Raw genomic sequence first — 24,225 nt, forward strand, 5'->3', positions numbered from 1 at the left:
AACAGCTCGATCACCTCGCTGTCGACCTCGACGTCGACCGGTTTGTCGTCGGCTAATAGCTCGATCACCTCGCTGTCGACCTCGACCTCGACCGGCCTCTCATCGGCCAACAGCTCGATCACCTCGCTGTCGACCTCGACGTCGACCGGTTTGTCGTCGGCTAATAGCTCGATCACCTCGCTGTCGACCTCGACCTCGACCGGTCTGTCGTCCGCGAATAGCTCGATCGATTCGCTGTCGACCTCGACCTCGACCGGCCTCTCGTCGGCCAACAGCTCGATCACGTCGTTGTCGACTTCGACCTCGACGGGCCTCTCGTCGGCTAACAGCTCGATCACGTCGCTCTCGACTTCGACCTCGACGGGTCTGTCGTCGGCCAACAGTTCGATCACGTCCCTGTCGACCTCGACGTCGACCGGTTTGTCGTCGGCTAATAGCTCGATCACCTCGCTGTCGACTTCGACCTCGACCGGCCTGTCGTCGGCCAACAGCTCGATCACTTCGCTGTCGACCTCGACGTCGACCGGTTTGTCGTCGGCTAATAGCTCGATCACCTCGCTGTCGACTTCGACCTCGACCGGCCTGTCGTCGGCGAATAGCTCGATCACGTCGCTGTCGACCTCGACCTCGACGGGTCTGTCGTCGGCCAACAGCTCGATCACTTCGCTCTCGACCTCGACCTCGACCGGTCTGTCGTCCGCGAATAGCTCGATCGATTCGCTGTCGACCTCGACCTCGACGGGCCTCTCGTCGGCTAACAGCTCGATCACGTCGTTGTCGACTTCGACCTCGACGGGCCTCTCGTCGGCTAACAGCTCGATCACTTCGCTGTCGACTTCGACCTCGACGGGTCTGTCGTCGGCCAACAGCTCGATCACCTCGCTGTCGACCTCGACGTCGACCGGTTTGTCGTCGGCTAATAGCTCGATCACCTCGCTGTCGACTTCGACCTCGACCGGCCTGTCGTCGGCCAACAGCTCGATCACTTCGCTCTCGACCTCGACCTCGACCGGCCTCTCGTCGGCGAATAGCTCGATCACGTCGCTGTCGACCTCGACCTCGACGGGTCTGTCGTCGGCTAACAGCTCGATCACTTCGCTCTCGACCTCGACCTCGACGGGTCTGTCGTCGGCCAACAGCTCGATCACCTCGCTGTCGACCTCGACCTCGACGGGCCTCTCGTCGGCTAACAGCTCGATCACGTCGTTGTCGACTTCGACCTCGACGGGCCTCTCGTCGGCTAACAGCTCGATCACTTCGCTGTCGACTTCGACCTCGACGGGTCTGTCGTCGGCCAACAGCTCGATCACCTCGCTGTCGACCTCGACGTCGACCGGTTTGTCGTCGGCTAATAGCTCGATCACCTCGCTGTCCACTTCGACCTCGACCGGCCTCTCGTCGGCCAACAGCTCGATCACTTCGCTGTCGACGTCGACCTCGACCGGCTTGTCGTCGGCCACCAGTTCGATCGGCTCGCTGTCGACCGGCCTCTCGTCGACCAATAGCTCGGTCACCTCGCTGTCGACCTCCACGTCGACCGGCCTCTCGTCGGCCAACAGCTCGATCACTTCGCTGTCGACGTCGACCTCGACTGGCTTGTCGTCGGCCACCAGCTCGATCGGCTCGCTGTCGACCGGCCTCTCGTCGACCAATAGCTCGGTCACCTCGCTGTCGACCTCCACGTCGACGGGCCTCTCGTCGGCCAACAGCTCGATCACGTCGCTGTCGACTTCGACCTCGACCGGCCTCTCCTCGGCGAATAGCTCGATCACGTCATTGTCCACGTCGACCTCGACGGGTCTGTCGTCGGCTAACAGCTCGATCACCTCGTTGTCGACCTCGACCTCGACGGGCTTGTCGTCCGCGACTAGCTCGATCGATTCGCTGTCGACTTCGACCTCGACGGGCCTGTCCTCGGCGAACAGCTCGATCGATTCGCTGTCGACCTCGACCTCGACCGGCCTGTCCTCGGCCAACAGCTCGATCACCTCGCTGTCGACTTCCACGTCGACCGGCCTCTCGTCGGCGAACAGCTCGATCACGTCGTTGTCCACGTCGACCTCGACCGGCATCAGCTCGTTGTCCACCGGCCTGAGCAGCACGAACAGCTCGGTGTCGTCGCTGTCGACCTCGACCTCGACCGGCCTGTCCTCGGCGAACAGCTCGATCACCTCGCTGTCCACGTCGACCTCGACCGGCATCAGTTCGCTGTCCACTGGCCTGAGCAGCACGAACAGCTCGGTGTCGTCGCTGTCGACCTCGACTTCGACGGGCCTGTCCTCGGCGAACAGCTCGATCAGCTCGCTGTCGACCTCCACGTCGACCGGCCTCTCCTCGGCCACCAGCTCGATCACGTCGCTGTCCACGTCGACCTCGACCGGCATCAGCTCGCTGTCCACCGGCCTGAGCAGCACGGACAGCACGATCCTGTCGCTGTCCACCTCGACGTCGACCGGCATCGGCTCGCTGTCCACCGGCCTGAGCAGCACGAACAGCTCGGTGTCGTCGCTGTCGACTTCGACCTCGACCGCGATCAACGCCGCGAAGACGCACTACTACAGCGTCAACGACAACGGCACGCAGCAGGCCAACTACGACAACACGGGCGCCACCGGCACCAACGCACTCGCCGCCGGCGTGAACGCCAGCGCGGCAGGCGCGAGCAGCGTGGCAGTCGGCGACGGTTCGAACGCGCAGTCGGCAGGCGCGGTCGCGATCGGCCAGAACGCATCGGCCACGGGCGGCAAGGCCGTGTCGATCGGCTCCGGCAACACGGCAACCGGCGACGGCGCCGTCGCGATCGGCGACCCGAGCATCGCGACGGGCACCGGCGCGGTCGCACTGGGCGCGAACGACACGGCGACCGGCAACGGCGCAGTGGCGCTCGGCAACGCGAACACCGCAACCGGTGCCAGCGCACTCGCCCTCGGCAGCTCGAACCAGGCCACCGCGGACAACACGATCGCGCTGGGCAACCAGTCCACGGCCAGCGCCGTCGGTGCGCAGGCCTACGGCTCGAGCGCCACGGCCAGCGCCGCCAACGCGCTCGCCCTGGGTTCGAACGCCACCGCGAACGTCGCCAACTCGATCGCACTCGGCGCGAACTCGGTCACGGCCGCGGCTGTCGGCACCTCAAGCGCCACGATCGGCGGCGTCACGTACTTCTTCGCGGGCAGCTCGCCGGTCGGCGTGGTGAGCGTCGGCGCACCGGGTGCGGAACGCCAGATCACGAACGTCGCCGCCGGCCGGATCTCGGCCACGAGCACGGACGCGATCAACGGCAGCCAGCTCAACGCGACGAACAACGCGGTCAACGCGCTGTCGACGTCCACCGCATCGAACGTCGCATCGCTGTCGACCGGCATCAACTCGCTGTCGACGGGCCTGAGCACGACGAACAGCAACGTGGCCTCGCTGTCCACGTCGACCTCGACCGCGATCAACTCGCTGTCGACCGGCCTGAGCACGACGAACAGCAACGTCAACTCGCTGTCGACGTCGACCTCGACGGGCATCGGTTCGCTGTCCACCGGCCTGAGCACGACGAACAGCAACGTGGCCTCGCTGTCGACCGGCGTGACGAACATCAACAATCAGTTGAACCAGCTGTCGACGTCGATCAACAACAACACGACGCGCGCCGCCAACAACAACGGCATCGCGGCCGACATGAACGGCAAGGGCACCGACGTCCCGACAGTCACCGCGGGTTCGAACTCGGTGGCGATCGGTGCGAATTCGAACGACGGCGGTCGCTCGAACGTGGTGTCGGTCGGCAACGACCAGCAGCAGCGCCAGATCACGAACGTCGCGCCGGGTACGCAAGGCACCGACGCGGTGAACGTGAACCAGCTGACGCAGGTGCAGACGACGCTGTCGACGGCACTGTCGGGCCAGCAGGCGCAGATCAACTCGCTGGGTTCGCAACTGCAGCAGACCGACCAGATGGCGAAGCAGGGTATCGCGGCCGTCGGCGCGATGGCGTCGATCCCGCAGCTCGATCGCGACGCCAACTTCGGGATGGGCGTGGGCACGTCGACCTTCCTCGGCCAGAAGGCGATGGCGGTCAACATGCAGGCGCGCATTACCGAGAACCTGAAGGCGTCGATCAACGGCGGTTTCAGCGGCGGTCAGAAGGTGATCGGCGCCGGCATGCTGTACCAGTGGAAGTAACGCGTCGCGCCGCCAGGCCGCCCGGCTCGCCAGCCGGACGGCTTGCGGCGGCCCCGACGGCCGGACGAGCCCGCCGCGCGACCCGCGGCGGGCTTCAGTCAACCCAAGTTTTGAGGATGTAACCGTGAACAAACTCGCTCTTGCGCTCGCACTTTCTACTACGGCCCTCGCCGCGTGCTCGACCGCATCCGGCCCGACCTTCAGCGCCTCCGAACTGCAGCCGCGCGACGGCGTGCGCACCTTCCAGGTGGACTGCCACGGCCTGCTGTCGGGCCCGGAGACCTGCATGAAGGCCGCCCGCAAGATCTGCGGCGAAGAGCCCGTGCGCGCCGTCGATTCGGCCCGCGCGCTGCGCGACAAGTCCGATCCCGCGACGCTCGTGTTCCAGTGCGGCGCGGCGCAGGCCGAAGCGGCGCAGGCCGCCGCGCCGGCGGCTGCCGTCGTCGAACAGGTCAACCTGTCGGGCGACGCGCTGTTCGCCACCGACCACGCGACGCTCGCCCCGACCGCGCGCGAATCGCTCGACCGGTTGCTGAGCGAGCGCGCCGACCACACGTACTCGCAGGTGAGCGTCACCGGCTTTACGGATTCGGTGGGCAGCGACGACTACAATCTCGCGCTGTCGAAGCGCCGCGCCGAATCCGTCGCGGCCTATCTGAAGGCACACGGCCTGAAGACCGATTCGCTGACGGTCTCGGGTCGCGGCAAGGCCGACCCGGTCGCGTCGAACGCGACGCCCGAAGGCCGCGCCAGCAACCGCCGCGTCGAAATCCGCCTGCAGCACTGAGCGGGCCGCCGCCGCGCGCGGCGCCCCGATCCGGCCGGCCGTCAGCGCCGCGCGGGACCCGCACCCGCTCCCCGCCGGACGCCCCGGGCGCCGCTTCGCCGGCGCCCTGCTCGCATTGACCGGCGGCTATGTCAAAGTTCGTCACGTCCCGCCAAAACCGGCGGTTTCCGTGCCACAATCGCCGCAGACAGTCGCCGGGGCAACCTGTCCGAATCACGCGCCGTGCCAGGCGTGCCCGATGACACGCCGGAAACCGGCTGCCGCCCTCGCGAACCAGGTCGCCCGATTCGCCCGCCGCGGCACACCGGCGCAAATGCAACCATGACAATCCACGGCGCGCCGCTTCCAGGCCAGACGCTCGACGCGATGCCCGGACGCACGACGCCGCAGAGGAAACCAACCGGTGACGGACATCAATGAAGCCGCCTCGGGCGGCACCCGCAAGCAACGGCCGGCGGTCGGCATCTCGCTGTTTGCGCGCGACGGCCAGGCGATCTGGGAAAACGGCATCCACCAGAACATCGCGTTCCTCGCGATGATGCTCAAGCGCTCGGATCGCGTCGGCCCGGTCTACTTCCTGAACGGCGGCGACGCCAACGCGCTGCCGGCCGGCCTCGAACTCGACGGCCTCGACATCCCGCTCGTGAAACCCTCCGACGTCACGCACGAACTCGACGTCGTGATCGAAATGGGCGCACAGCTGCCGGTGGAGTGGCTCCGACACATGAAGGCGCTCGGCAAGAAAATCGCCGCGTTCTTCTGCGGGCACGTGTACGCCGGCCTGTGCGAAACCCCGATCTTCGGGAAGCCGTCGGGACACGTCTTCAACGGCGCACCGTTCGACGAAGTCTGGCTGCTGCCGCAATACGACAAGACCGCGGCGCCGATGCTGCGGACCATCCTGCGCGCGCCCGTCCACCTGATGCCGCACATCTGGTCGCCGTACTTCCTCGATCGGCGCATCGCCGCGCTCGCCGCGGAAGGCGCGACGTTCGGCTATCGGCCCGGCCGCCGCCCGTGGTACCTCGCGATGCTCGAGCCGAACATCTCGGTCGCCAAGTCCTGCCACTATCCGATGCTCGCGTGCGACGCGTTCTACCGTGCGCGTCCGGACGCGGTTCAGCACATGTTCGTCGTGAACTCGCTGCACATGAAGGAGCATCCGACCTTCGTGCACTTCGCGAACAGCCTCGATCTCGTGCGCCAGCACAAGGCGACCTTCGAGCCGCGCCTCGACCTGCCGGGCTTCATGGCGCGCCACGCGGATGCGGTCGTGTCGCACCACTGGGAAAACGGGCAGAACTATCTGTATTACGACGTGCTGTACGGCGGTTATCCGCTGATCCACAACTCGACGCTGATCGGCGACGCCGGTTATTACTACCCGGACTTCGATTCCGCCGCGGGCGGCCGTGCGCTGCTCGACGCGTGGCTGCACCACGACGAACGCCTCGACGACTATCGTGCGAAGGCCGGCCGGCTGCTGCAGTCGGTCTCGATCGACAACCCCGCGAACCTCGACGCGTTCGTCTCGCGTCTGGTCGCCTGAACCGGAGAATACGCATGTCGGACTCCAATGCCCGTCAAGCGCCCGGCGAGGGCAAGCGTCTCGTCGTCGGCGTGTCGCTGTTCGTGCGCGGCGCCGGCCAGTCGCTGTGGGAAAACGGCATCTTCCAGAACTGCCTGCTGCTGATCCTGCTGCTGCGCCAGTCGCCGCTCGTCGCGGAAGCCGTGATGGTGAACGGCGGCGAACAGGTCGCCGATCCGCAGATGATGCTCGGCGAATGGGATGTGCCGCTCCTGTCGATGGACGAAGCACTGCAGCGCTGCGACGTGCTCATCGAAATGAGCGCGCAGTTCGGCGCGGATTACCTGCGCGCGTTCCGCGAGCGCGGCGGCAAGGTCGTCACGATGCGGGTCGGCAACGACTACGTGATCGACATCGAACGCGCGATGTTCAACAAGCCGTCGGGTTTCCTGTTCTCGGGCGCGCCGTACGATGCCGTGTGGACGATTCCCGAATTCGAGCGCTCGTGCCTGCACTATTACCAGACGGGCCTGCGCGCGCCCGTCACGATCGTTCCGCACATCTGGCACCCGATGCTGTTCGACAAGGCGCGCGCGACGCTCGGTGCCGGGCTGTCGTTCGGCTATGAGCCCGGCAAGCCGCGCTGGCGCGTGACGATGTTCGAGCCGAACATCTGCATGGTGAAGACGAGCGTCATCCCGATGCTGGTGACCGAGGAGGCGTATCGCGCGAAGCCCGATTTCCTCGAGTTCGTGCGCGTATGCAACACGCTGCACCTGAAGGAACATGCGACGTTCGTCCATTTCGCGAAGAGCCTCGACATCGTGAACCACGGAGTCACGACGTTCGAGAGCCGCTACGCGGTGTACGAGTTCATGGCCGCATTCGGCGACGCGGTGGTGTCGCACACGTGGGAAAACGCGCAGAACTACCTGTACTACGAGCTGCTGTACGGCGACTACCCGCTGATCCACAACTCGCCGTTCCTCGGCAAGGCCGGGTATTTCTATCCGGACTTCGACTGCCAGGCCGGCGGCCGCGCGTTGCTGAAGGCGTTCGCCGAGCACGACGCGAACCTGGAAGCGTATCGCGAGCAGTCGAAGCACGTGCTCAGCTCCGTGAGCATCTACAACCCCGAGAACGTCGCCGCCTATACGGACGCGATCGCCACCCTTTATCGCGACGCGTGACGCACCGCCCTTTTCCGGACTCGGACATGACCGCACGCACGCCCCTCACCCGCGCCAAATGGCTGATCGGCTGCGCCGTCGCATCGATCGCGATCGGCGCGCATGCGCAAGCCGACGGCGAATCGGCCGACGCGCTGCTCCGCGACTCGGACGCCGTGTTCAAGCAGCTCGACGCCGGCCAGTACAACGCCGTGTGGACCGATGCCGCCGCGTTCGTGAAGGCGCGCATCAAGCAGGACCAGTTCGCGTCGGACATGCAGCGCGCGCGCCAGTCGGTCGGCGCGGTGCGTCATCGCGGCTGGGCGCAGATCACGCGCATCCGCTACACCAACGCGTCGACGACACCCGACGGGCTCTACGCGAACGTCGATTACGCGACGACGCTGACGAGCGGCGCGACCATGTTCGAGAAGCTGAGCTTTCGCCGCGAGGATGACGGCCACTGGCGCCTGACCGGCTATGTGCCGCGCTCGTCGCAAAACTACACGCCGTAACCCGAGCAACGCCCGCACCACGGAGCCGTCATGAAACTCAATGTCGCGATAACGATGAACGTGCAGCGCGACTCGACGCAGTCGATCTGGTACAACGGCGCGAATCAGCACTGCGTGTACCTGTACATGCTGCTGAAGCAGTCGCCGCTGATCGGCGAGGTCTGGCTCGCGCACGACGAAGGCGTGACCGAGTATCCGCAGGCGCTGATGATGGACGCGTTCGGCGACGCGCTGCGGCCGCTGTCCGCCGTCGTCCACCAGACCGACCTGCTGATCGAGATGAACGCGTTCGTCGACTCGACGCACACCGACGCCGTGCGCCGACGCGGCGGCAAGTGCGTGTCGTACCGCTTCGGCAACGACTACGTGATCGCCGTCGAGACGATCAACTTCGAGAAGAACTCGTGGCGGCCGAACCCGCACCGCGTGCAGTTCGACGAGATCTGGACCAACCCGCAGCACATGCACACATGCGCCGCGTATTTCCAGGCCGTGTACCGCGCGCCGGTGATCGAGCTGCCGCACATCTGGTCGCCGTATTTCATCGAGCGCAGCCTCGACGCCGATCCCGAACTGAAGGCGCGCTTCGGTTATCGGAACCACGGCCCCGCGAAACGCATCGCGTTCTTCGAGCCGAACCTGAACGTCGTGAAAAGCTCGATCGTGCCGATGCTCGCCGCCAACGCGTGCTACGTCGAGCATCCGGAACTCGTCGAGCACGTGTACATGACCAACACGTTCGACAAAAAAGAAAACGTCGCCTTCAAGCATCTCGCGCTCGGGCTCGAGATGGTGCGCGACGGCAAGGCGACCGCCGACGTGCGCGCGCCGTTCGTCGCGTGGGCCGCGCATCACACCGACATCGTCGTGTCCCACCACTGGGAAAACGGCCTCAACTACCTGCTGTACGACGCGCTGTACGGCAACTACCCGCTCGTGCACAACTCGCCGTTCCTGCGCGACGTCGGCTATTACTATCCGGACTTCGAGATCTTCGATGCGGCGCGTGCGATCGCGACCGCCGCGCAGACGCACGACGCGCGACTCGACGAATACGCCGCCGCGGCACGCCGCTGCCTGCACCAGGTCGACACGCTCGCCGCGCACAACGTCCACGCGTATTCCGCGCAGATCCAGCACCTGTTCGCCGGCCGCGCACTCGGCTGACCTCATTCGCCCCTGCTACCGCCCATGAATCAGACCGTCCGCAATTTCGTCGTGATCGATTCGATTCACGGTCCGTTCGTCATCAACCGGCACTGCGCGTACCAGGCCGAAGCATTGATCAAGACCGGGCGGCCGCACATCCAGGATGAGCTCGACACGATCCTGAAGGTGATCGACCAGTTGCCGGACGACGCGATCGCCGTGGACGGCGGCGCGAATGCGGGGCTCGTGTGCGTGCCGATCGCCCACCGGTTGCATGCGCGCGGCGGCCGCGTGTACGCATTCGAGCCGCAGCGCACGCTGTTCCATGCGCTCGGCGGCACCGTCGCGCTCAACCAGCTCGACAACGTCCATCTGCTGAACATGGGGCTTGCGGGCGCCAACGGCACGATGAAGGTGCCCGACGTCGACTACGGGCAGGATGCCGACTTCGGCCAGGTGTCGCTCGTCGGCGCGCACGCGGAAGGCGGCACGCCGACGCCGGTCGTCAGGCTCGACGCGCTCGGCCTGCCGCGGCTGGATTTCCTGAAGCTCGACATCGAAGGCATGGAGATCGACGCGCTGCGCGGCGCGCGCCGTCTGATCGAGACGCACCTGCCCTGGTGCTGGGTCGAATACTGGAAAGTCGGCGAAGCGCCGATCATCGCCACCTTTGCCGGCCTCGACTACACGTTCTACCGGATGGACCCGCTGAACCTGCTTTGCGTGCCGAACGCGCGCTGGGACAGGCAGCGGCTGGTCATCTCGATCGAACCGATCGCCGTCGCGTCGCCGGCCGACGTCGATGCGCCCCCCGACGCAGCCGCCGACACCGACGCGCCTGAAACGCACTGGAACCGCGCACTCGACCATGAGTCGCGCTGCGAGTGGGGGCACGCGATCGACCGCTGGCAACGCGCGCGCGGCCGCGGGCTCGACGACGATGCGATCGCGCTGCAACTCGCGTCGTGCTACGGCTTTGCCGGGGCACCCGACGCCGGGCTCGCGGCGCTCAAACGCTTCGGCGATCCGGATGCGCTGCCCGACGCGACGCGCGGCCGCATCGAGCTGATGCGTTCGATGCTGCTGCTGCGCGCCGGCCGGCGCGAAGAAGCGGCCCGCGCCACCATCGCGAGCGAAAACGTCCTGACGGCCGCGCAGTTCGGGCTGCCGACGGAGCGGCTCTACCAGGGCCAGCCGCTGCAGGGCAAGCGGCTGCTGGTGCTCAGCTACGGCGGTGTCGGCGATCAGCTCCAGTACGCACGCTACCTGCATGCGCTCGACACGCTCGGCTGCACGAGCGTGACCGTCATCGTTCCGGACGCGCTGACGGGCCTGATGCGTCACACGTTCCCGCACATCGAATTCATCGGCGCGCACGGCGCGTGGATCGACACGTCGCAGATCGCACACGACTACTGGTGTTCGTTCCTGGTGCTCGCCGCGCAGTTCGGCTACGCGCCGGCACCCAAAGGATCGGCGGGCGCGTACCTGTCCTGCCCACCGGGGCATGCGGCGGCGTGGCGCGAGCGCGTGTCGCGCGACGGCCATGCCGCCGGCACGCGTCGCATCGGGCTCAACTGGCGCGGGCGCGACGAAAGCGACGCGCGCTTCCATCGCGCGGCCAGCCTGCGCGATCTCGCGCCGCTGACGCGGCTGCACGGTCACGCCGCGTACTGCATCAACCGCGACCTGTCCGCGCAGTCCGAGCAATCGGACCTGCCGGTGACCTTCCCGCATCACGCGATCGGCGATTTCAGCGACCTGGCGGCGCTGATGCTCGCGCTCGACGCGGTGGTGACCACCTGCACCGCGCACGTCCATCTCGCCGGCGCGCTCGGCGTGCCGGCCGTGCTGCTGCTCAGCCCGAAAGCCGATGCGCGCTGGGAAACCGGCTCGCGCACCGCCCTCTATCCGGGCGTCCGGATCGTGCGCGCCGCGCACGTCGGCCGATGGGACGACGCGGTCGACCGCGCGATGGCGTTCGTGCTCGGCGGATTCGGGAAGGATTGACCGGTTTGGCGCACGCTCGGGCCGCTACACGAAAAGATGAGATCGACGCGGGCCGTGCGCATCGCGCCGCGCCGGCGCCCGCGACCGGCGTGAACAGGCGCTAAACCAGCACCCGGTCGCCGCTCTGCGCGGCGAACACACGGCCATGCCGCCGGCCCGTCCGCGCGAGCACCGCGAAGCAGTGCGCGACCCGCCGGCTGATGCCGCCGGATTGCTTGACGAGGCTGTCGGACACGCCGCGCGCGATCGCCGAATCGTCGCCGCACGCGCCCGCGATGACACCCGCGTAATAGTGCCGCGCGGCCAGTTCGCGGCCGCCGGCGTCGAGCGGCGTCATCCGCTGGATGCGGCGCGCAATGGTTGTCAGTCCGTCGAGATACGGCGCGACGTCGATCGGCACTTCGGTCGATTCGGCGCCCAGCTGCCACAGCATGTCGGCCAGCTCGGCGATCGCGACGAGTTCGCGCGCACCGGCTGCCTGCGTGCCCGTTCCGCTTCCGGCCTTCGTCCCCGCCATGCCCATGCCCCTTTGCGATTCGTCCCGGCCACGCGCCGGCCACGCCCGACACCGGCGTGCGTCGTGCACGCCACCCCGCCTGTTTCCGCGCCGTCACGCGGCGGCCGGCGACCGCCATGAAAATCGGATACCCTGCGCCCAGGCGACGCCGGCATCCACGATGATCTGCCGGTCGATCTCGCTCTCCACGCCTTCGACGACGACGTGCCGCGCACCTTCATGCGCGAACGCGATCAGCCTGCGGAACTGGTAGCGGCCGATCGCGTTGCGCTTGATCATCGACAGGATCGACCGGTCAAGCTTCACGATGTCGGGATTGCCGACCACCAGGTTGTTCAATGCGCTGAAGCCGACCCCGAAATCGTCGATCGCGATGCGGCATCCGGTCTGCCGAAAGCGGTTCACGAACGAACGACCCGCGACGGGATTCAGCGGCCCCGTCTCCGTGATCTCGACCACCAGCCGCGCCGCGACCGACGGCTCGCGCTCGAGCCGCCTGAAGATGGCCAGCCACGCATCGTCGACGACCGCGCTCGCTGCCGCCACATTGCAGCCATAGACGGCAGCCGGATCGGCGCGCAGCGCGTCGATCGTCCGGCCGACCACGAGCCGGTCGAACCACCGCATCAGCCCGAGCGCCTCGAGGCGCGGCAGGAACGCGACCGGCGGCAGCGCATCGCGCTCGCCCCACCGCAATCGCGCCAGGCATTCCTGGTACAGCACACCGCCCGACAGGTCGGCCCGGCACACGGGCTCTTGCGCGAACGCGAGCCGGCTCTCCACGAAACTGCGTACCGACGCGAGGTCGGGATGATCGTCGGGGGCGCCGAACACGAGATCGATTTCGTCACGATTCGCTTCCCGATTCGCCTCCTGGCGAGCTTCGACCGCATTCATCCGGCGCTCCGGCAAATGGCGAGCCGCCGATCGCGGCTCGACCTCAACAAACATGCGGAGCAAACCGATCATGACGTGCTCCGCCGCCTACCCGGCCCATCCTGTTATGTCGATCTTTTCCGGGGAGCGTACTTTTCGCTTCGGCGCGCCGTCAAATTCGATATTTTCAACGATATTCAGTTACTGGAATACACCACGCATGCGCGATACCGATTGTGCGACAGGTCACACTAACGCAAATTACTTAAACCCGATCCGGATATTGTTTATTCAAACCACCTAAACAGCCTTGCCCGAATCAATTCCGGCGTAATTTGCATGCCTCGCAAATTCGAAAGCCTTCAATTAATCAGATAAATACCGGCCCGCGAGGCAGCGCCCTCGGCCGCCGCCGGACTCGCCGTGAAGGCTGGCGGCCCGGCTTGCGCATCGCAGCAAATCGGCTGCCGCACGTCATTCGATCATCGCAGCGCTCAATTTTCCCGTTTCAAACGAATTATTAAATTTCTAAACAGAATCGAACAGCCGTTAATCGATAATATCAATTTAAATCATATGACGATTATCGATCAAACCATTTTTAACAATCTTAAATACTTGTTAACCTATAAAATGATTTCCGACGGACTTCCCTCGGAGCCGTCAAATTCGTGCCTTCGAAAACCGTCGAACCGATCGGGTTCGGCGGTTTCTTTTTTAACGGCATTATTTCGTCAGACATTAGGGCGGGACAATCCCGATGGCGGGCCGCGGCGCAACGTGTGCGCCGCGAGAAAAATCGGGCCTTATGCAGCCGATGCGCCGACCAGGTTCGCGAGCAGGGTGTCGTATTCGGCAATGAGCGCGGGATTCGCCGACGTATAGCGGCTCAGGATGTCGCGCTGGCGCCGCGTGTACGCCTCCCAGTCGTCATCGTGCGTATGCAGCGCGCGCAGCAGCGCATCGGCGCCCTGCTGCACGTCGTTGTCCGGATAGTAGTAGCCGAGATCGGGCGCGAGGCTCGCGTTGTGCACGAGCGGATAGCCCTGCCAGCACACGTCGAAATAGAAATAGTTGAGCGGGTTCGACCATTGGTGCGACACGACGATATCGGTCAGGTCGGCCAGGAACAGCGGCGTATCGAAGCGCCCGACGAAACTCGCCTTGCCCGCGCGCACGATGTCCAGGTAGTTCATCAGCATCACGAACTCTGGGCTGTCGTGCGCGAGGCGATCGGCGTTCGTCACGTGCGTGAAGCAGATCGCATCCGGATCGCGGCGATACGCTTCGTCGATGATCAGCATCGGATACACGCAGAACTTCACGACGTCGTGGTTCGGCTCCATCACCGTCAGCCGCTTGCCCGGCTCGCTGCGCGGCCGGTATTCGCCGCGCTCCGGCAGCGACTGCGCGCGCGCGCTCAGGAACATCGGGTCCCACACGAACGGCACGACGCGCCCGGGGCAGCGGCGCAGCGACTGCAGGAACGGCAGCGACGACGGCGCGATCTGCGGAATCGCCCACACCTCGTCGTAGCCGCGGTTGATGAACAGCGAATCCCACAGCCGGCGGCCGAACAGCATCGATTCCATCGCGTTGATGTACTCGACGCCGCAGCAGTAACTGACGAGCTTCGCGCCGCGCGCCTTCAGGTAGGCCGTCTGCTCGCCGTCGATCTGCCCGCCCAGCTCGATCACCACGTCGAGCGAATCCTTCATCTCGGCGAATGCGCGCGTGTCGTACACGCTGCGATCCCACGGCAATGCATCGGTGAGCGGTACGTCGGTGGTGTTGACCAGCGTCACGCGGTAGCCGTGCGGCGACGCCATCAGCAGCTTCGCGAGAAACAGCGCGTTCTGCTTGATGCCGTTGATCCACAGGCTTTCGTCAGGGGCACGCAGTCCGATCGTGATACCGATGCGCAGGCCGTTCAGGACAGGGGATGTCATCGTCGGCGGGATGGGAAGTTGGATGGGGATGGAATGGATGCAGTGTAGCGCGCGAAGCGCCGCCCGCGTCAAGCGGCGCACGCCGCCGGCAACCCGGCATTCTAGCGGAGTGCCCGCCGCATACTGTCAGGGATGGTCAGCGCCCGGTCGGCACACGCAAGTCCGCGAGACGGTCGTGCGATACTCGGGCGACCTGCCATGCCACCGGGTTGCCGGGCCGTATCGGGATCCAGGGTGGGCAGAAAACGACCTCGCAGCAACGCTGTGACATCGCTACGATCAATTTTTCAAACCAGCCTTGACGGGAGGTCAAAGTGGAACAGATCGGGTACTCGTGGCCAACCTTCGATCAACTCACGCAGCATCTGGTCAAGTCGATCAACCCGGGCAGGATTCTGGATGTCGGGGCCGGGGGCGGGAAATACGGGCGCCTGCTCAGGAAGATCGTGCCCGATTGCCGTTTCACGGCGCTGGAATGTGATGAAGAGACCCATCCGTTCCTGATCGAGAACGGCTACGACGACATCATTTCCGGCGTCAGCGACACGCTGTACGAACGGTCCGGCGACTCGTACGACACGATCATCCTGGGCGATGTCATCGAGCACATGCGCCACTCCCACGGTCGCGATCTACTGGAGTTTCTCAACTATCGATCGCGATACATCATCATCTCGACCCCCGAGTGCATGCCGATGAGCAGCGCATCGTACTTCGAGAGCCACAACTCCGTGTGGCGGCCCGATTCATTCATGTGGCATGACTTCTGGGCCCATCAGCAATGCGGGATCATGCACTTCTACTTGCTCAGGGGGCACCTCGACTGGAACGCACCGCGCCTCGATTCTCTCGTGAACTCCGCAAATGCTTCGAGCCTGTTCAATACGCGCGCCAGCAACGAACACGAGGCCGCCGACGAGAAATTTCTCCAGCCGGTCAACCTGACGCTCCATGATTCCCGGTACCTGGAAAAACTCGATGGCGATCAATACACGGTTTTTCGCCCCATCTGATTTCGCGCACCTGACTGAAAAAGGCGCCGCGCGGCGCCTTTTTCGTTTCTGACATGCGCTCGTCGCGTGCCGGCGCGGAGCCGGCACGCATGGATTGCCGTCAGATCGCCGCGGTCGTCGGCGCCACGGCGGCCGGGTCGGTGATGCTGGCCTTGCCGGTTTCGACGTGCCCCGCGATGCGGCGCGTCCAGCCGGCGTTCCCGGCCACCGCGAACTGCAGGTCGTACCAGTGGCTGCTGCACGACAGATCCCAGTGCGCTTCGACGCGCTGCCCCGCCGGAACCGTCAACGTGCGCGGTGCGCCGCCGTACGCGACATCGGTCGCCGTGACCGTGAGCGTGCCGGTGCCCGCGTTGGCGATCGTCACGTACACGTCACCGTTGGCCGTGTCGTAACACGGCGTGATTTCAGGCTTCGCGCCGGCATCCGCGACGGCCGATCCGGCGAAGCGCCGGAAATAGCCGTTCGGCCCCCACACGCTCACCAGGTAGTTGCCGCTCGCATCGAGCGCCCACGTGTCGGTCAACTGCTTGCCCGCTTCGACCGTATAGCGGCGCGGCATCGCGGTGGGGTCGCCCGTATAGACCCAGAAATGCGCGCCCTGCGTGCCGGTATTCGCGAACGTCAGCGCGTAGCCTTGCGCCTGGAGCTGGCCGGTCACGTGCAATTCGTACGGCAGCGCACGCGCCGGCCGCGTGCCAGGCTCCTGTGCCGTCACGACCTGCTGCGCGGTGCTGGCCGGTGCGGTCTGCGACGACGCGCGCGAACACTGCAGGTCCGCCTGCGCGACATACGCCTGCGTGCTCGGCAGGGTCGGCAGCGTCGCATCCGATTTCGAGAAATCGAGCGCCGACGTCAGGTCGCCGCAGATCGCGCGACGCCACGGCGAGATGTTCGTTTCCATCACGCCGAAGCGCTTCTCGATGAATTGCAGCACCGACGTGTGATCGAAGACCTGCGAGCAGACGAAGCCGCCCTTCGACCACGGCGAGACCACGAACATCGGCACGCGCGGGCCGAGGCCGTACGGCAGGTTGTCGGCCGTGTACGTACCCGTCTGCGTCGAGGTCACGACGTTGTGCCGCTCGAGCGACACGTCCACGGTGCTCATGCCGGAGCCCGGCAGCGTCGGTGCCGACGGCGGCACGACGTGATCGAAGAAGCCGTCGTTCTCGTCGTACATGACGAGCAGGACGGTCTTGCTCCATACGTCCGGATTCGACGTCAGCGCATCGAGAATGGTCGACAGGTAATACGCGCCGTAGAGCGGCGTGAACTTCGGATGCTCCGAATACGCGGCGGGCGGCAGCAGCCACGATACCTGCGGCAGCGCGTTCGCCTGCACGTCGGCCTTCAGCTGCGTGATCGGGCGCGTGCTCATCCCGCGCGTCTGCAGCGACGAACCGGCCGGCGCATTCACGAAGTTGTTGAAGCACGCGAGCATGTTCGTGCCGTAGTTGCCGGTGAAGTTGTCGAACCCGGTGCCCTGCTGGTAGATCTGCCACGAGATGCCCGCTTTCTCGAGGCGCTCCGGATAGGTCGTCCAGCTGAAGGGCGGCAACTTGATCTTGTCGAACTGGTTGTCGATGTAGTCGGTGTTGTCGAGCAGCGGGCCGCCGCCCGTGCCGAGCGGGTCGACCATGCCCGTCATCAGGTACATGCGGTTCGGGTGCGTGTTGCCCGGGATCGAGCAGAAGTAGTTGTCGCACACGGTGAACGCATCCGCGAGCGCGTAATGGAACGGGATGTCGTCGCGGACGTGGTAGCCCATCGTCATGTTGGACTTCTGCACCGCCCACTGGTCGGCTCGGCCGTTGTCGATCGCGCCGTGCGTCGTCGCCCACGTATGCGGCAGGCCGCCGATGCACTGCGCGTTGACGCCCGGGTCGGTCGTGTCGTAGCGGAACGGCGCGATCACGCTCGTCTTGTCCTCCTGCCGCGGCTGGAACCACACCGGCTTGCCGTTCGGCAGCGTGACCGGGAAGCGGTCGTTGTAGCCGCGCACGCCGCTCAGGTGACCGAGGTAGTGGTCGAACGAGCGGTTTTCCTGCATGAACACGACGATGTGCTGCACATCCTGGATCGTGCCCGTCACGGTATTCGGCTCGATCGCCAGCGCCTTGCGGATCGATTCGGGAAGCAGTGCGGTGGCGGCGGTCGCGCCAGCGAGGCCGGCGGAGAACTTCAGAAAATCGCGTCGCGAATGGATGGCCATGCTGGTTGCTCTTGATTGGATTTCTGGTGGAAACAGCCGGGATCAGGAAGCGGGCGAGGAAGCAGGCGCGGTGAAACCGGGCGGGCAGTGCATCTGCGCGGTGGCGACCACGCCGCCGCCGCAGGCGGCCTTCTGCTGCGCCACCGGTGCGGCGGGTGCGGTCAGGTCGTCGTTGCAGGCACCGAGGAGTGCGGTCAGCGCGATCAGGCCAACGACCGCGAAAGGCCGTAGGGCCGACTTTCGCATAACGTCTCTCCGTGGATGTGACGACCTGACACAGGCGCGGGTGCGCACCGGTCGTGTCGACGGCGAGATGCTAATTATCACGTGTTACACGATGGTGTCGTGCAAGGAGGCGCGCCGCGTGCACGCACGGGGCGCGCATGCCGCGGCGGAGGGGATAACGAGAGGTTGACGTAATGCAATCGAAAGATTTGCATTGCTTCGTTTTTGCCGAAGCGGTCGAAGCGAATCTGTCGCGGTGTCGGTCGTGCAACGCATCACGACGCCTGTCTTACGGGCCGGCAGCCGCGGCAGCCGGCCCGCATACGCGAAGCCGGCGCCGCTCAGCCTTCCGCCATCATCAGCAACTGCGCGCCATCCGAAACCTGGTCGCCGACGCCGTACAGCACTTCCGCGACGACACCCGCGCTCGGCGCGCCGATCGTGTGCTCCATCTTCATCGCTTCCATCACGATCAGCGGCGTGCCCGCTTCGACCTTCTGGCCCGGCTCGACCAGCACCGCGATCACCTTGCCGGGCATCGGCGCGGTCAGGCGGCCGCCGCCCTGCTCCGCATCACCCGCATGCGCGAGCAGGTTGCGCCATTCGAACGTCTCGGCCGCGCCTTGCGAGAACACGTGGAAGGTGTCGCCGTCCGCATACACGCGGCCGCTGCTGCGCACGCCGCCGAGCGTCACGTCGAAATCGAGCGGCGTGGCGCCACGCGTCCACGCGAACGGTTGCGCGGCCGCACCGCCGGTCGCGAGGCGCGCGACAGCGCCGTCGTCCTCGTACGTGACCGTCACGTCCGCTTCGCGCTCGGCCGCATGCCAGTCGAGCGTGCGGCGATAGCCGCCGTTCAGCCGCCAGTCCGGCAGCGCGCCCCACGGCGACGAACCCTGCGCGGCCGCGCCGCGTTCGCGCGCGAGCAGCGCCGCGCACGCGAGCGCGAGCATCGCGCGCGGCGGCTCTTGCGGCGCGAACAGCGCATCGTGATTGCGCTCGATCAGGCCCGTGTCGAGATCGGCCGTCGCGAACGGCTCGCACGCGACGATCCGCTGCAGGAACGCGGCATTCGTGTGCAGGCCGACCACTTCGCATGCACGCAGCGCGCGCAGCATCAGGCTCAGCGCTTCCGCACGGTCCGCGCCGTGGACGATCAGCTTCGCGATCATCGGATCGTAGAACGGCGTGATCGCATCGCCTTCGCGCACGCCGCTGTCGACGCGCACCGATGCGCCGATCGCGAACTCGACGCCTGCCGGCAGCCGCAGGTGCTTCAGCGTGCCCGTGGACGGCAGGAAGCCGCGCGCCGGGTTCTCCGCATAAAGGCGCGCCTCGAGCGCGTGACCCTGCACGCGCAGTTCGTCCTGCTGAAGCGGCAGCGGCTCGCCGGATGCGACACGCAGTTGCCATTCGACGAGATCGAGCCCGGTGACCATCTCGGTGACCGGATGCTCGACCTGCAGGCGCGTGTTCATTTCCATGAAGTAGAACGCGTCGCCCGTCATGATGAATTCGACGGTACCCGCGCCGACATAACCGACCGCGCGCGCGGCCGCAACGGCCGCTTCGCCCATCGCACGGCGCACGTCGTCGGGCAGGCCCGGCGCCGGCGCTTCCTCGAGCACCTTCTGGTGACGGCGCTGCACCGAGCAGTCGCGGTCGAACAGGTACACGGTATTGCCGTGCGTGTCGCCGAACACCTGCACCTCGACGTGACGCGGGCGCGTCAGGTATTTCTCGATCAGCACGCGGTCGTTGCCGAAGCTGCTCGCGGCTTCGCGCTGGCACGACGCGAGCGCCGCGGGGAAATCGTCGGAGCGCTCGACCACGCGCATCCCCTTGCCGCCGCCGCCCGCGCTCGCCTTCAGCAGCACCGGGTAGCCGATCGCGTCGGCTTCGCGATGCAGGTTGGCCGCGTCCTGGTCGTCGCCGTGATAGCCGGGCACGAGCGGTACGGCGGCCGCGTGCATCAGCGCCTTCGCGGCCGCCTTCGAGCCCATCGCCGCAATCGCGTCGACCGGCGGCCCGATGAAGACGATGCCGGCTGCTTCGCACGCATGCGCGAAATCTTCGTTCTCCGACAGGAATCCGTAGCCGGGGTGGATCGCCTGCGCGCCGGTTGCACGCGCGGCTTCGATGATGCGCTCGATGCGCAGGTAGCTGTCCGCGGCGGCCGAGCCGCCGATGTGCACGGCTTCGTCGCACGCGGCCACGTGTTTCGCGTTCGCGTCCGCGTCGGAATAGACGGCGACGCTCGCGATCCCGAGACGTTTGCACGTCGCGGCGACGCGGCACGCGATTTCGCCGCGGTTGGCGATCAGAATCTTGTCGAACATGGCTTCGGTGTCGTCCGGAAAGTTAGGGTCACGCCGTCATTCACGCCACGAAGGCGTGCGTTTCTCGAGAAAGGACGCAATCCCTTCGCGCGCTTCCGCGCCGGCCCGGGTTCGCGCGATCCAGTCGGCGGTCTGCTCGATCAGCGTCGCGTCGAGCGCGCGGCCGGCCACGTCGGCGACGAGCCGCTTGCACGCGCGCACCGCGTCGGGCCCGTTCGCGACGAGCGTCGCGGCCAGCTTCGCGACGGTTTCGTCGAGCGCATCGGCCGGCACCGCTTCGTGAATGAAGCCGAGCGACGCCGCGCGCGCGCTGTCGAACACCTCGGCCGTCGTGAAGTAACGGCGCGCCGCGCGCTCGCCCATCGCGCGCACCACGTACGGCGCGATCGTCGCGGGGATCAGCCCGAGACGCGCTTCCGACAGGCAGAACTTCACGCCGTCGGCGGCAATCGCGATATCGGCCGCGGCCACCAGACCCACCCCGCCCGCGTAGGCATCGCCGTGCACGCGGGCGATCACCGGCTTGCCGCAGCGATGGATCGCCTCGAGCATGCGCGCGAGCTTGCGCGCATCGGCGCGGTTCTCGTCGTCCGAGTAACCGGCCATCTTCTTCATCCAGTTCAGGTCCGCTCCCGCGCAGAACGCGGCGCCTTCGGCGGCGAGCACGATCGCGCGCACGCCTTCATGCGCGTCGAGCCATTCGAACGCGGTGGTCAGCTCGGCGATCGTCGTCTCGTTGAACGCGTTGCGCACGTCGGGGCGCGCGAGCGTGACGGTCGCCACGCGGCCGGCTTCGCTTACCTTGATCGTTTCGTATCGCATCGGTCAGCCCTCCCGGCCGTTACATGCGGAACACGCCGAAGCGCGTGTCTTCGATCGGCGCGTTCATCGATGCGGCCAGGCCGAGCCCGAGCACGTCGCGCGTCTGCGCCGGGTCGATCACGCCGTCGTCCCACAGCCGCGCGCTCGCGTAATACGGATGGCCCTGGCGCTCGTACTGGTCGCGGATCGGCTGCTTGAACGCGTCCTCTTCCTCGGCGGACCACGAACCGCCCTTCGCCTCGATGCCGTCGCGGCGCACCGTCGCGAGCACCGAAGCGGCCTGCTCGCCGCCCATCACCGAGATCCGCGCGTTCGGCCACATCCACAGGAAGCGCGGGCCGAATGCGCGGCCGCACATCCCGTAGTTGCCGGCGCCGAACGAGCCGCCGATGATCACCGTGAACTTCGGCACCTTCGCGTTCGACACGGCGGTCACCATCTTCGCGCCGTGCCGCGCGATGCCTTCGTTCTCGTACTTGCGGCCGACCATGAAGCCCGTGATGTTCTGCAGGAACACGAGCGGAATCTTGCGCTGGCAGCACAGCTCGATGAAATGCGCGCCCTTCACGGCCGATTCGGAGAACAGGATGCCGTTGTTCGCGACGATCCCGACCGGGTGGCCCCAGATGTGCGCGAAACCGGTAACGAGCGTCGTGCCGTAGCGCGCCTTGAATTCGTCGAACTCCGAATCGTCGACGATGCGCGCGATCACCTCGCGCACGTCGAACGGCTTGCGCGTATCGACCGGGATCACGCCGTACAGGCTCTTCGCGTCGTAGCGCGGCGGCTTCGGCTCGCGCAGCGCGACCGGCGACGCGATCTTCGGCGCGAGATGATCGACGATGTTGCGCGCGATCGACAGCGCATGCGCGTCGTTCTGCGCGAGATGGTCGGCCACGCCCGACAGGCGCGTATGCACATCGCCGCCGCCGAGATCCTCGGCACTCACTTCCTCGCCGGTCGCGGCCTTCACGAGCGGCGGGCCGCCCAGGAAAATCGTGCCCTGCTCCTTCACGATGATCGACTCGTCGCTCATCGCCGGCACGTACGCGCCGCCCGCCGTGCACGAGCCCATCACGACGGCGATCTGCGCGATTCCCGCGGCCGACATCGTCGCCTGGTTGAAGAAGATGCGGCCGAAGTGGTCGCGGTCGGGAAACACGTCGTCCTGGTTCGGCAGGTTCGCACCGCCCGAATCGACGAGGTACACGCACGGCAGCCGGTTTTCCGCGGCGATCTCCTGCGCGCGCACGTGCTTCTTCACGGTGACCGGGTAATAGGTGCCGCCCTTGACCGTCGCGTCGTTGCACACGATCACGCACTCGCGGCCGGCGATCCGGCCGATCCCGGTGATGACGCCCGCGCCCGGCGCGTCGTCGTTGTACATGCCGTTCGCCGCGAGCTGCGAGAACTCGAGGAACGGCGCACCCGGATCGAGCAGTTGCGCGATGCGGTCGCGCGGCAGCAGCTTGCCGCGCGCCAGGTGCTTGTCGCGCGCGGCCTGGCCGCCGCCCTGCGCGAGCTGTTCGATCTTCGCGCGCAGATCGGCGACGACCGCCTCGAGCGCGGCGGCATTCGCGCGGAAGTCTTCCGAGCGCGGGTTCAGTTTCGATTCGATGATCGGCATCGACGGGGCTCCGTTCGCGTGACGTGGGGCGTTACATCGTTTCCGCGAACAGCTCGCGGCCGATCAGCATCCGGCGGATCTCGCTCGTGCCGGCGCCGATCTCGTACAGCTTCGCATCGCGCCACAGGCGGCCGACCGGGTATTCGTTGATGTAGCCGTTGCCGCCGAGGATCTGGATCGCCTCGCCGGCCATCCACGTCGCCTTCTCGGCCGTATAGAGGATCACGCCCGCGCAGTCCTTGCGCACCTGGCGGATGTGGTCGCTGCCGGCCGAATCGAGGTGGCGGCCGACCGCGTACAGATACGCGCGGCACGCCTGGAACGTGGTGTACATGTCGGCGACCTTGCCCTGGATCAGCTGGAATTCGCCGATCGCCTGGCCGAACTGCTTGCGGTCGTGGATGTACGGCACCACCGCGTCGAGACACGCGGCCATGATGCCCGTCGGGCCGCCCGACAGCACGGCGCGCTCGTAGTCCAGGCCGCTCATCAGCACCTTCACGCCGCCGTTGAGCTGGCCGAGGATGTTTTCCTCCGGCACTTCGACGTCCTGGAACACCAGCTCGCCCGTGTGCGAGCCGCGCATGCCGAGCTTGTCGAGCTTCTGCGCGACCGAGAAGCCCTTCATCCCCTTCTCGACGATGAACGCGGTAATGCCGCGCGGGCCGGCTTCGAGGTCGGTCTTCGCGTAGACGACCAGCGTGTCGCAATCGGGCCCGTTGGTGATCCACATCTTCGTGCCGTTCAGCACGTAGCGATCGCCGCGCTTGTCGGCGCGCAGCTTCATGCTGACGACGTCCGAGCCGGCATTCGGCTCGCTCATCGCGAGCGCGCCGATGTGTTCGCCCGACACGAGCTTCGGCAGGTATTTCTGCTTTTGAGCCTCGGTGCCGTTGCGGTGGATCTGGTTCACGCACAGGTTCGAGTGCGCGCCGTACGACAGGCCGATCGACGCCGAGGCGCGCGAGATCTCCTCCATCGCGACCATGTGCGCGGTGTAGCCCATGTTCGCGCCGCCGTATTCCTCGGCCACCGTCATGCCCAGCACGCCGAGATCGCCGAACTTCTTCCACAGATCCATCGGAAACTGGTCGGTGCGGTCGACCTCCGCCGCGCGCGGCGTGATTTCCTTCGCCGCGAACGTCGCGACGGCGTCGCGCAGCATCTCGATGTCTTCACCGAGCATGAATTGCACACCGGGCAAGTTGATCATGTCTCCTCCGTCTCCAGAAAGTGTGTGGCATCCACTGATTTCTGAGTTTCGCTCAAATCGAATGAATGCACCGATTCATTGACCAATACAGCGTAAAT

17 protein-coding genes are annotated in these 24,225 nt (G+C 66.3%); 8 read left to right on the plus strand and 9 right to left on the minus strand.

All coding sequences use genetic code 11. The features are described 5' to 3' along the window. From ABIC51_RS34595 to ABIC51_RS34625, 7 genes are all read left to right on the plus strand, one after another. Positions 1-4,173 (plus strand): YadA family autotransporter adhesin (locus ABIC51_RS34595; RefSeq protein WP_354006927.1); only part of this gene is annotated, 4,173 nt, incomplete at its 5' end. 124 nt (positions 4,174-4,297) lie between these two features. After that, on the plus strand, positions 4,298-4,960 hold the full coding sequence (locus ABIC51_RS34600) for an OmpA family protein (protein ID WP_175862755.1): 663 nt from the start codon (positions 4,298-4,300) through the stop codon (positions 4,958-4,960). A gap of 403 nt (positions 4,961-5,363) precedes the next feature. After that, entirely contained in the window at positions 5,364-6,509 is a 1,146-nt protein-coding gene (locus ABIC51_RS34605; protein ID WP_048025465.1) for a DUF2827 domain-containing protein, read from the plus strand. Positions 6,510-6,523: 14 nt separating this feature from the next. Then, positions 6,524-7,678, plus strand: a complete 1,155-nt coding sequence (locus tag ABIC51_RS34610; RefSeq protein ID WP_027790588.1) for a DUF2827 domain-containing protein — start codon at positions 6,524-6,526, stop codon at positions 7,676-7,678. 26 nt (positions 7,679-7,704) lie between these two features. Continuing rightward, positions 7,705-8,172 carry a DUF4019 domain-containing protein gene (locus ABIC51_RS34615; protein WP_027790587.1) on the plus strand — a complete coding sequence of 156 codons (468 nt, stop codon included), beginning with the start codon at positions 7,705-7,707 and terminating at the stop codon, positions 8,170-8,172. Between the two features lie 30 nt (positions 8,173-8,202). Continuing rightward, positions 8,203-9,339, plus strand: coding sequence for a DUF2827 family protein (locus tag ABIC51_RS34620; protein WP_027790586.1), 1,137 nt, complete (start codon positions 8,203-8,205; stop codon positions 9,337-9,339). A gap of 24 nt (positions 9,340-9,363) precedes the next feature. After that, positions 9,364-11,331, plus strand: a complete 1,968-nt coding sequence (locus ABIC51_RS34625; RefSeq protein WP_175901049.1) for an FkbM family methyltransferase — start codon at positions 9,364-9,366, stop codon at positions 11,329-11,331. A gap of 100 nt (positions 11,332-11,431) precedes the next feature. Here ABIC51_RS34625 and ABIC51_RS34630 read toward each other — a convergent pair whose 3' ends face one another. The 3 genes from ABIC51_RS34630 to ABIC51_RS34640 form a co-directional block, all read right to left on the minus strand. Beyond that, positions 11,432-11,854, minus strand: a complete 423-nt coding sequence (locus ABIC51_RS34630; protein ID WP_081066190.1) for a hypothetical protein — start codon at positions 11,852-11,854, stop codon at positions 11,432-11,434. 87 nt (positions 11,855-11,941) lie between these two features. After that, on the minus strand, positions 11,942-12,745 hold the full coding sequence (locus tag ABIC51_RS34635; RefSeq protein WP_027790583.1) for an EAL domain-containing protein: 804 nt from the start codon (positions 12,743-12,745) through the stop codon (positions 11,942-11,944). Between the two features lie 785 nt (positions 12,746-13,530). Beyond that, the gene (locus ABIC51_RS34640) at positions 13,531-14,673 is read right to left on the minus strand and encodes a DUF2827 domain-containing protein (RefSeq protein WP_175901047.1); all 1,143 of its coding nucleotides are present in this window, start codon (positions 14,671-14,673) and stop codon (positions 13,531-13,533) included. A gap of 314 nt (positions 14,674-14,987) precedes the next feature. On the opposite strand from ABIC51_RS34640, the gene ABIC51_RS34645 reads away from it, so the two are divergent. Beyond that, positions 14,988-15,686 carry a class I SAM-dependent methyltransferase gene (locus ABIC51_RS34645; protein WP_027790581.1) on the plus strand — a complete coding sequence of 233 codons (699 nt, stop codon included), beginning with the start codon at positions 14,988-14,990 and terminating at the stop codon, positions 15,684-15,686. Positions 15,687-15,786: 100 nt separating this feature from the next. On the opposite strand, the gene ABIC51_RS34650 is transcribed toward ABIC51_RS34645, so the two are convergent. The 6 genes from ABIC51_RS34650 to ABIC51_RS34675 all read right to left on the minus strand — a co-directional run bounded on the left by ABIC51_RS34650 (position 15,787) and on the right by ABIC51_RS34675 (position 24,127). Beyond that, complete coding sequence (locus ABIC51_RS34650) at positions 15,787-17,901, minus strand: phosphocholine-specific phospholipase C (RefSeq protein ID WP_175901043.1); 2,115 nt, start codon at positions 17,899-17,901, stop codon at positions 15,787-15,789. 42 nt (positions 17,902-17,943) lie between these two features. Continuing rightward, complete coding sequence (locus ABIC51_RS34655) at positions 17,944-18,147, minus strand: hypothetical protein (RefSeq protein ID WP_021163021.1); 204 nt, start codon at positions 18,145-18,147, stop codon at positions 17,944-17,946. A gap of 320 nt (positions 18,148-18,467) precedes the next feature. Then, entirely contained in the window at positions 18,468-20,465 is a 1,998-nt protein-coding gene (locus tag ABIC51_RS34660; RefSeq protein ID WP_175862759.1) for an acetyl-CoA carboxylase biotin carboxylase subunit, read from the minus strand. A 36-nt stretch (positions 20,466-20,501) separates the two neighbouring features. Further along, complete coding sequence (locus tag ABIC51_RS34665) at positions 20,502-21,287, minus strand: enoyl-CoA hydratase/isomerase family protein (RefSeq protein WP_059697092.1); 786 nt, start codon at positions 21,285-21,287, stop codon at positions 20,502-20,504. Positions 21,288-21,306: 19 nt separating this feature from the next. Then, positions 21,307-22,914: a carboxyl transferase domain-containing protein gene (locus tag ABIC51_RS34670; RefSeq protein WP_027790577.1), complete on the minus strand. Its 1,608-nt coding sequence runs from the start codon at positions 22,912-22,914 to the stop codon at positions 21,307-21,309. A gap of 31 nt (positions 22,915-22,945) precedes the next feature. After that, positions 22,946-24,127 (minus strand): isovaleryl-CoA dehydrogenase, encoded by a 1,182-nt coding sequence (locus ABIC51_RS34675; RefSeq protein ID WP_021163017.1) that lies wholly within the window; start codon positions 24,125-24,127, stop codon positions 22,946-22,948. Positions 24,128-24,225 lie beyond the last annotated feature (98 nt).

This window comes from Burkholderia sp. 572, assembly GCF_040545135.1.
Classification (GTDB): Bacteria; Pseudomonadota; Gammaproteobacteria; order Burkholderiales; family Burkholderiaceae; genus Burkholderia; species Burkholderia cepacia.